This is a genomic window from Pseudoalteromonas luteoviolacea (assembly GCF_018100925.1).
In the GTDB taxonomy this organism is placed as follows: Bacteria; Pseudomonadota; Gammaproteobacteria; order Enterobacterales; family Alteromonadaceae; genus Pseudoalteromonas; species Pseudoalteromonas obscura.
In genome coordinates this window covers 394,513-403,810 of sequence record NZ_JAGJEH010000008.1, presented here as the reverse complement: position 1 = coordinate 403,810, position 9,298 = coordinate 394,513, and the positions used below count along the sequence as shown (strand labels likewise).

Sequence of the window (9,298 nt, the reverse complement as noted above, 5' to 3'; positions counted from 1 at the left end):
CATCATCTACTCTTTCTATTATGTCCAAGTTGTCTCTACACTTCTTATTTTAACTTCTATCTCAGACTGTTTTAAAAGTTTGAAGAAACGACTAGACTAAAATTATTGCTAGCAACACCTAAATATCGATATGGCCGTTCAACCATTTGTTAATTCAAAAATTTTAATTGTGGAAGAACAACCTCTAGCCCTTAGCTATTTAAAACAGTCGCTAGAACGTTTAGCCTATCGGAATATTTTCATTGCTGAGTCCGCCGCAGTTGCCAAGGAAAGCTGTGAAATCAATAAGTTCGACCTGATCATATGTTCATTTGATTTGAGCAAACGGCAAAATGGCTATCAACTTTATGAAGAGCTACTAAACAAGCGTTTAATAAAACGCTGGACTGGGTTTATTTTTACTTCCGCGGAAACAAGCCCTGAACTAGTTCACAGTGTTGTGGAGCTTCAACCCGATGACTTTTTGGTTAAGCCTTTCACCATCAAAGATTTGCAGTCAAGAATAGAGCGAGTGCTAAAAAGAAAGCAGAGTCTCAAAAAGTTATATACGCTCATCGATGACGAAAACTACTCCAAAGCGCTCAAGTTTATTAATGCCGAGTTAGATAGTCAGCAAACTAGCTACTCAGTTATGCTACTTAAGCTCAAAGGCGAAATGTTGCTCAAACTAAAGCACTTTGAAGAGGCGAAGCAATTTTATAAGTCGGCACTAGAGTTACAAAAATTCACTTGGGCCAAGCTCGGTTTAGTTGAAGCGTTAATCGCAAATAATGAAGATCTCACGGCACAAAAGCTATTAAAAGGCTTAATTGAAAAAAGTGAAACCAGACTTGCCGCACTTGATCTGCTCGGTCGTTTAGAAATTAAATTAAACCAGTTTGAACATGCACAAAAAGCACTCCATGAAGCCTCGCAAATAGCCCCTCGCAACCTATCACGGCAAAAATCGTTGAGTACCGTTGCCATGATTAATCACGATTACGAGTGTAGCTACAATGCCCAAAAAGAAATTGCGAGTTTTGCTCGATACTCTATTCATGATAGTCCAGAGGTGTATCTAAATGCCGCTCGGGCAGGTATCGACTTTGCCTTAGCCACCGATCAGCACGAACAAATAAATAAGATCACTAGGCAAACGCAGCAATATTTAAACGATCTTAAAAAACAGTTCCCACATGCCATTAATCAAACTCAAATGGATGTGCTTCACGCGCGATTACACTACCTCAAAGATGAGCATAAAAAAGCACGTCAGCTCATGGAGCAATTAGATGATGAGCCTCAGATCCGCTCAGTGGATGCTGCACTTGATAAAGCCAAAGCATTTCATGAACTAGGCTTTCAGCATAAAGCTCAAGCACTCTTTGGCCAGATCATTGATCACTGTGAGCGGCATCAAAACCATGAAGACCCTGTCATGATGCGATATTTACAACAGCAACATGATGAACGAAAAGACATCACCATGGGTCCTAAAGAGTTGAATAACCACGCAGTTAAACAATTCAATAAAGGCGAGCTTGATGTTGCATTAGAAGCATTTTCTCAGGCATTTAGAGTCATGCCTAAAAATGCCAGCATTGCGCTCAACCTGCTGCAATGCTTAGCGGATGCAACGGGGAAAAAAGGCATTACGTTCAACACCAACCTAGCCAAAAAGTGCCTTAAAGTGCTACAAAGTGCTGATCTTGATTCAGAGCAACTAACCCGATTTGATAAACTGTTAGCGCAAATGAAAGAAATGGGACTTGCGCAATAGGCATCTGATGTCTCAGATCACCTATTGCATCTTGGGGTGCTTAACTCACTGTTTCATGTTTGACCATCGCAAGTGCATTAACGCAATAGCGCAACCCACTCGGTTTAGGCCCATCAGGAAAAACATGCCCTAGGTGTGCGTCACATACATTGCAAACTATTTCTACTCTATCCATACCATGTGTGTTATCTAAATGGTAGGCGATAGCATTAGGCTTTGCTGGTTGCGTAAACGAGGGCCACCCTGAACCACTTTCAAACTTTTCTTGTGCGTCAAATAGTAATTCACCACAACAAGCACACTCGTATTGCCCAGGTTCAAATAAACTACAAGACTCAGAACTGAACGGCCTCTCAGTCCCTTTATTACGAGTAATGTGAAATACAGAAGGTTCAAGTAAAGCCTGCCATTGCATGATGCTTTTCTCCACTTTTCGCGGTGGAGTTGGGTTACCCTCTTTCGCCCAAGTCAGTATATCTTGCCAAAGTAACATGTTGATTTTCCCAATATTCATTTGATTTTTATTATTTGCCGCCAATAATAACTATCTTATCTATCTCAGCGCAGTAGCTTTTGAGCATATATCCAATTCATGACACAACTAGGACAATGTGCGCCACAGCGCTAATAAAATGAATCTGGAGCTACGCACCTTGTTAGGCACAGTGCATGACAAATTAACCATTCATAAGGTTTGAGCAGATAGACAAAATACCTCAGTATCATTTAGGCTTTTGCGGGCATTCACGTCAAGTTATTTTGGGTCAGGTTCAGGCCAGTCACCAAAAAAACACGTTAAATAACGGCTGTTGATTAGGTACAAAATTACCCATGAAACCAATACAATTTGCGCGGCAAGATAAAATGAAAACTGGAAGTGATTGCTTGCAGCCTGTGAGAGCAGCCAAGTCAAATCTAGAACGGCCGTGAGCAATAGAGGCCAACGCATGTAGCGCCACACCCTGCCCCATTTTTGCGCACTACTGGGCCGCCGCATTGAATATAAAACAGTCGGTATTAATGCAATAGCGGCAATGGAAATAGCCACTAAAAAGTCGTTTTTTGAAGGAAAAAACAAACTCATAATATCCAAGTCTGGGCGCCAAGTAAGTGCTGACATCAGCCATACAAGAAAGGGGCGAAGCAATACAAATAAAGTTAAATTGAACCCAAGTGGCGTGCGATACACACCATACTTATCCCAATATTCAGGCCCAAATCGCCCTATCAATTTACTCACTTTGCCCCCAAATAAAAACTGCGTTTAGCTGTCTCTGTGAGACAGATATTTTATTATGCTTGGTGCTGCTCAAAGAGTGCGATTAAGGCCGCTTCATCCATAATCTCGATACCTAGGTCTTGCGCTTTAGTCAGCTTTGAACCTGCTTTCTCACCCGCAACCAAAGCATGAGTATTTTTCGATACACTACCAGCAACCTTTGCCCCCAAAGCTTGCAATCGCGCTTTTGCATCATTGCGATTGAGCTCATTCAAGGTACCGGTCAAAACATAAGTCAACCCAGCTAACGGCTGAGCCTGTTCTGATGGCGCTTCAATATCTGACCAATGCACCCCAACTCCCAACAATTCGGATACAACTTGCTGGTTGTGTTGCTCACCAAAAAAGGCATGAATATGTTGCGCGACAATCACACCGACATCACTCACTTCTTGTAAACTCTCAATGGAGGCATTCATGACATTTTCAAGGGTTAAGTAATGGTTTGCCAAGTTTTGTGCGGTCGCTTCACCCACCTCTCTTATCCCTAATGCATATAGGAATTTAGCTAAAGTGGTCTGTTTGCCTGCCTCTAGTGCATTCACTAGGTTTTTAGCAGACTTAGGTCCCATACGTTCTAGAGACTCAAAGTGCCCTTGACGTAATTTAAACAACTCTGCGGGGGTTTTGATAAGCTCTCTATCCACCAGCTGCTCAACGATTTTATCTCCTAACCCATCAATATCTAAGGCTTTTCTGGATGAAAAGTGTTTTATCGCCTCTTTTCTTTGCGCTTGGCATACCAACCCACCTGTACAGCGAGCCACTGCTTCCCCTTCGACGCGATCTACATGCGAGTCACATACCGGGCAAGTGTTTGGAAACTCGATATCAAATGCATTACTTGGGCGCTTGTCTAACACCACTTGCGTAATTTGTGGAATGACGTCTCCTGCGCGTCGGATAATCACGTGATCTTTTACTTTAATGCTTAGGCGGTCAATTTCATCTTGATTATGCAGTGTTGCATTAGATACTGTGACACCTCCAACAAATACAGGCTCTAGTCTTGCTACCGGTGTAATAGCGCCCGTACGCCCGACTTGAAATTCAACGTCGAGCAATTGAGTGATCTCTTCTTGTGCTGGAAATTTAAATGCAATCGCCCAGCGTGGTGCCCGCGCCACAAAGCCTAATTGAGACTGTTGCTGTTTATTATCTACCTTAATAACAACGCCATCAATTTCATAACTTAATGCATCGCGGCGGTTAAGAATATCCTGATAGTATGCCAGCGCCTGTGCAACGCCATTAACACGTTTGGTTTCAGGGCACATAGGCAAGCCCCAAAGCTTAAGCTGCTCTAGTTGGCCATAGTGTGTCTCTGCCAGCTGTGCTCCTTCAACCGTTCCCATTGAATAGGCATAAAACATCAAGGGTCGCTTGGCGGTAATTTTTGAATCAAGCTGACGTAAGCTACCCGCTGCTGCATTTCTTGGATTAGCAAAGGTTTTCTCGTCTTTGGCCAAAGCAGTTTCATTGAGGCGCTCAAAACCTGCTTTGTCCATAAACACTTCACCACGTACTTCAACTTCCGCAGGGATGTTGTCGCCCCTCAAACGCAATGGAATATTACGGATCGTTTTCACATTTTCAGTGATATTTTCGCCAACTTGTCCGTCTCCACGCGTGGCCGCTTGCACTAATACACCGTCACGATACAAAATTGACACCGCGAGACCATCTAATTTTGGTTCACAACAGAAGGTTAGCTCACCAGATTCTAACAAGCGTTCTTTGATGCGACGGTTGAAAGCATTAAACTCGGCCTCATCAAACGCATTATCCAACGACAGCATTGGGACCTTGTGAGTTACTTGATCAAACTTACTCAGTGCTGCGCCACCCACTTTTTGTGAGGGGGAGTCAGCCGTAAGTAGCTCCGGGTGCCCTGTTTCTAAATCAACTAGCTCTCGCATTAACCTATCATATTCGGCATCTGGCACGGTGGGCATATCTTGCACATAATATTTGTAATTGTGCTCTTCCACTTGTGCTTTTAATTCATTGATTCTATTGCTGATAGATTCGGACATTTCAACCTCTTAATAAAACAAAAGCCACCGACCTGTGCCAGTGGCTTACTCTATCTTTAACCATTCCATTTGAGATACGAGACAGCTTACACCGTAGAACTAGGCTGCAAACTCACGTACTTTTTCAACATACGTTCTGATGGTATCTACCGTCAGTGGCTCACGCTTACTATCTAGCACTTGTGCACCGAACTCATCTGATAATTTTTTCGCCGCACCGTGCAACATATTGAATGCCGCCATGCTGTCACCTTCACAAGGTAATGTCATAAATAGACTGACACCAGCTGTGCTAAATTGCTCCATATTGTCGATATCGAACGTACCAGGGTTATACATATTCACAAGTCTAAATAACACAGGTCCATTGCCTGATGACTCTAAATGGCGATTAAAAAAGCCCTCCTCAGAGAATTTAAAGCCCAAACTGAGTACACTCGGTAATAATTTTGAGCCTTCCATTGCTAGGCCTTCCGGCATTTGTATGTGCAGAATGATAAAATCCTGAGGCTCCACAGCAGGCCCTGCGCTCTGATCTGTTTGTGCTTGCTCTTCTTGCAAAGATGGCTGAGAGTCAGCTTGTATATCTGACGCATCCACAGAGTGCGAATGCTGCTCCTCTTCTACAGCCGTAAAGCTCATATCATTTAGTTCAGGTTCAGAGGGTTTGCTATGCTCATTTGCTGCTGGCAAATTTTGTCTACGATCCTCTTTGTCTTCTTTTTTTCTTACAGACCATAGCCCATGTATCAGTAGTCCACCTATGATCAGTGCGCTGATCACGATTAATGCCCATCTTAACTCTGTGGCCATTGTTCACCTTTACTTTTATTATGTATGTGCCATCTGCACTGCTTGTTCTATATCTACAGCAACTACGCGAGAAACACCCGGTTCTGCCATAGTTACCCCCGTCAGCCTTGCGGCCATCTCCATAGCCACTTTGTTGTGGCTAATATAAATAAATTGCACCGTTTGAGACATCTCCTCAACGAGGCGGCAAAAACGTCCAACATTGGCATCGTCTAACGGTGCATCTACTTCGTCCAACATACAAAACGGCGCCGGATTTAATCTGAAGATAGAAAATACCAATGATAATGCGGTCAACGCTTTTTCTCCACCACTTAACAGATGAATTGTCGAGTTTTTCTTGCCTGGTGGTCTTGCCATTATAGTAACACCACTTTCTAACAAATCATCACTGGTGAGCTCTAAATACGCATTTCCGCCACCAAATACTTTTGGAAATAACTCAGCGAGATCTCGGTTGACCTGATCAAAAGTGGCTCTAAAGCGCGTTTTTGTCTCTCTATCTATTTTTTTAATCGCATTTTCAAGAGTTTCAAGCGCTGCCGTTAAGTCGTTAAGCTGTTCATCCAAGTATGTTTTACGCGACTGAGCTTCATCAAACTCTTCAATTGCAGCTAAATTAACAGCGCCTAATACCGACAACTTTTGTGCGGTTGCTGTCAATTGGCTCTGATATACTCCGACACTCACTTTTTCATCAAGCGTCGCAAGCATTCCTTTTAAGGTCTGCTTTAGCTCAATTAACGGCTCTAGCGCCGCTTGCGCTTTTACCAACAAGCTTTGCTCTTGTAATTGTAGCTGTTGTTTTTGCTCTTTGAGTTTAAGACTGTGTGATTGCGCGTCCTGCACACTATTTTGCTTGTCAGCAAGCTGTTGCTTTGCCTCTGAAACTTGTTGTTCCAAATGCGTCAATTTTTGTTGCTGTTCTCGGTGGGTATTTAACAACGTTGAAATTTGAGATTGCGTCTCTGACAGCGGCTCTTCTAGTAAAACTTGCTGTTCAGAATTTGCTTCTAATGCAGCCTCAGACAGTTGTAAACTTTCGCTTAAATGCACTGATTTTGTCGCGCTTATTTGCTGATCACTCTGTGCTTGCTGTAACGCCATTTTTGCAAGGTGTACTTGTTCTTGTGCTTGGCTTTTTCCTGTCAGCGCATTTTGTATCTGATGCCTATGTGCTTCAACCTGCTCACGCTTCTCTTCTAAATTTTGCTGAGCCACTTCTAACTGCTGAGTAGTTTGCAAATGATTTAATTCACGCTGCTCAATCAACTCTTGTGTCGCCGTCATTTCTTGACGAGTTTTAGCTATCTCAGCGGCCAACTTATCTGCTTGACTCTGCCACCCTCGCTGCTGCAACTCTAAAACCTCAAGACGACTTTTATTTGCTGCAACCTGCTGTGCAACGGTGTGAACAGCTTGTTTGTTCTGCTCTATCACATTTTCAAGTTCGGCATGTTTGGTCGCATTTGAGCTTAACTGTTGCTGTGCTTCTTCTAATGCTTTTTGTTGGGCTGGCAAACTCGTATTTAAGTTATCAAGTTTTTGATAATTTGCCAGTTGATTCCCACCGCCTTCTGACGTCGGCATTTTGAAGTTTTCCCCATACAAGCAGCCTTCATCATCAACGGCAAAAATATAATGTGGGGTCACGGTAAATTGTCGATGTTTTCCTAACCACTTAACATGGTTTAAAAAGCTTGGGAAAACACCTGACTCTATAAACTGTGCAACACTGTCAGAGTCACTTGTTTGAGTATGCGCCCATAAACCCGCTCCATTGGGGACTTCGCTAATCGACAGAGAGTTAAGCCCAAGTAGCGCGCACTCTACGATTTGTGCATAGCCTTCAATGACTTTTAACTGAGCTAAAAACGATGGAGCCTGTGACTCTTTATCCACATCTAGCAGGGAAATTAAGGTATCTCGCTCGGCTGTGCACTGTAATAATTGCTGCTGCGCGCCTTTCACCACCTCTTCACTTTGGTGCAACTGCGCCTCGCTCTTTAGTCGCTGCTCAACCAGCTTTTGAGCCTGACTTTGCAAACTAGCCATCTCTTTAACCAGTGCATGCTGTTTGGCCTGCTCCTCACTCAATAAGTCACTATTGTTTTGTGTCGTGAGTGCCTGTTCATCTGCTACCAAACCTGAAAGGTTATCTTGTAAATGAAGGTGCGTTTGTTTTGCCTGTTGCAAAGTAATATTGCTTGATGCGTGTTGCTCTTTAGCCATAGCAACACGCTCAGTCAACTCATTGACAAGACCTTCAATGTCACTATTGGCTTGATGCTGCTGTTCATAAAGCGCTTCTCGCTCTTCTAATACCGCTTCTTGGAGTGTTAGGCGCTCAGCAGCTTCCTCACTCTTTTGTTTGTGTAACTCACAAGTGGCTTGCTGCTGTGTCAAAAGTGATTGTGCATTAGCGTGTTCAGCCTGACACTTAACTTGAGCCTCATTGAGCTCAATGCGCTTTTCTGTGAGGTGGATCTTTTGCTGCTCAGCACGAGTGAGTGCAGTATGGGTTTTATGTTGTTCTTGCTGCAATACACTCAGCGCGTCGTTTAAATGCACTACTTTGTGCTCAAAGCTAGCAATCACATCACTTTGCCCACCGTGAGCCTGATCTAAAAACTGTAGCTGCTCATCAAGCTTTGCTATCTGCTTTACTTTTTGCTTCAGCTTGTCATTAAAGTCCTGCCATTTAATAACGGCAAGTTGTCCTTTAAGAGTCCGCTCTTTCGCTTTAAGATCTTTATATTTTTTTGCTGCTTCGGCTTGTTGCGCCAATCGGTCAAGCTGTGATTGCAACTCTTTGCGCATATCGAGCAAACGTTCTAAATTGTCTCGCGTGCTCTTAATACGTGTCTGAGTTTCACGCCTGCGCTCCTTATATTTAGAAACACCCGCCGCTTCTTCTAAAAAGACTCTTAATTCATGAGGTTTACTCTCGATTAGACGAGAGATCATTCCCTGTTCAATAATCGCATAACTGCGAGGCCCGAGACCCGTCCCTAGAAATATATCGGTAATATCGCGACGACGACATTTACTACCATTTAAAAAGTATAATGACTGTCCATCTCGAGTCACGAGGCGTTTAATCGCGATTTGGTTACGATCAGCCAGCGATCCAGGCAATGTGCCCTGTGTATTGTCAAACATCAGCTCAACAGATGCTTGAGAAATCGCTTTTCGCTGAGTCGAACCATTAAAAATGACGTCCGTCATTGCATCGCCACGTAAGTTTTTTGCAGAGCTTTCACCTAGTACCCAGCGCACAGCATCAATGACGTTAGATTTGCCACATCCATTTGGCCCAACCACACACGTCATTTGATCGGGAAAAGGGATCTTAGTGGGTTCAACAAAAGACTTGAAGCCTGCTAGTTTTATGTGACTTAAGCGCATAGA

General features: G+C 43.4%; 6 protein-coding genes. 1 reads left to right on the top strand and 5 read right to left on the bottom strand.

The window, feature by feature from the left end:
* The first annotated feature begins 130 nt into the window (after window positions 1–130).
* On the top strand, window positions 131–1,759 hold the full coding sequence (locus J8M00_RS19205) for a response regulator (RefSeq protein WP_211012104.1): 1,629 nt from the start codon (window positions 131–133) through the stop codon (window positions 1,757–1,759).
* Between the two features lie 40 nt (window positions 1,760–1,799).
* On the opposite strand, the gene msrB is transcribed toward J8M00_RS19205, so the two are convergent.
* From msrB to J8M00_RS19180, 5 genes are all read right to left on the bottom strand, one after another.
* A complete protein-coding gene (gene msrB, locus J8M00_RS19200; protein WP_211012103.1) occupies window positions 1,800–2,252 on the bottom strand; it encodes a peptide-methionine (R)-S-oxide reductase MsrB in 453 nt (150 codons plus the stop codon).
* A gap of 261 nt (window positions 2,253–2,513) precedes the next feature.
* Window positions 2,514–2,987, bottom strand: coding sequence for a DUF2919 family protein (locus J8M00_RS19195; protein ID WP_211012117.1), 474 nt, complete (start codon window positions 2,985–2,987; stop codon window positions 2,514–2,516).
* A 65-nt stretch (window positions 2,988–3,052) separates the two neighbouring features.
* Window positions 3,053–5,074, bottom strand: coding sequence for an NAD-dependent DNA ligase LigA (gene ligA / locus J8M00_RS19190; protein WP_211012102.1), 2,022 nt, complete (start codon window positions 5,072–5,074; stop codon window positions 3,053–3,055).
* Window positions 5,075–5,173: 99 nt separating this feature from the next.
* A complete protein-coding gene (gene zipA / locus J8M00_RS19185; RefSeq protein ID WP_211012101.1) occupies window positions 5,174–5,887 on the bottom strand; it encodes a cell division protein ZipA in 714 nt (237 codons plus the stop codon).
* An 18-nt stretch (window positions 5,888–5,905) separates the two neighbouring features.
* Window positions 5,906–9,295 carry a chromosome segregation SMC family protein gene (locus J8M00_RS19180; protein WP_211012100.1) on the bottom strand — a complete coding sequence of 1,130 codons (3,390 nt, stop codon included), beginning with the start codon at window positions 9,293–9,295 and terminating at the stop codon, window positions 5,906–5,908.
* Between the last annotated feature and the right edge of the window lie 3 nt (window positions 9,296–9,298).

Excerpts from the sequence above, each read along its gene's own strand:
- msrB (WP_211012103.1), bottom strand. The coding sequence starts at position 2,252 with ATGTTACTTTGGCAAGATATACTGACTTGGGCGAAAGAGGGTAACCCA.
- J8M00_RS19205 (WP_211012104.1), top strand. The coding sequence starts at position 131 with ATGGCCGTTCAACCATTTGTTAATTCAAAAATTTTAATTGTGGAAGAA.
- J8M00_RS19180 (WP_211012100.1), bottom strand. The coding sequence starts at position 9,295 with ATGCGCTTAAGTCACATAAAACTAGCAGGCTTCAAGTCTTTTGTTGAA.
- ligA (WP_211012102.1), bottom strand. The coding sequence starts at position 5,074 with ATGTCCGAATCTATCAGCAATAGAATCAATGAATTAAAAGCACAAGTG.
- zipA (WP_211012101.1), bottom strand. The coding sequence starts at position 5,887 with ATGGCCACAGAGTTAAGATGGGCATTAATCGTGATCAGCGCACTGATC.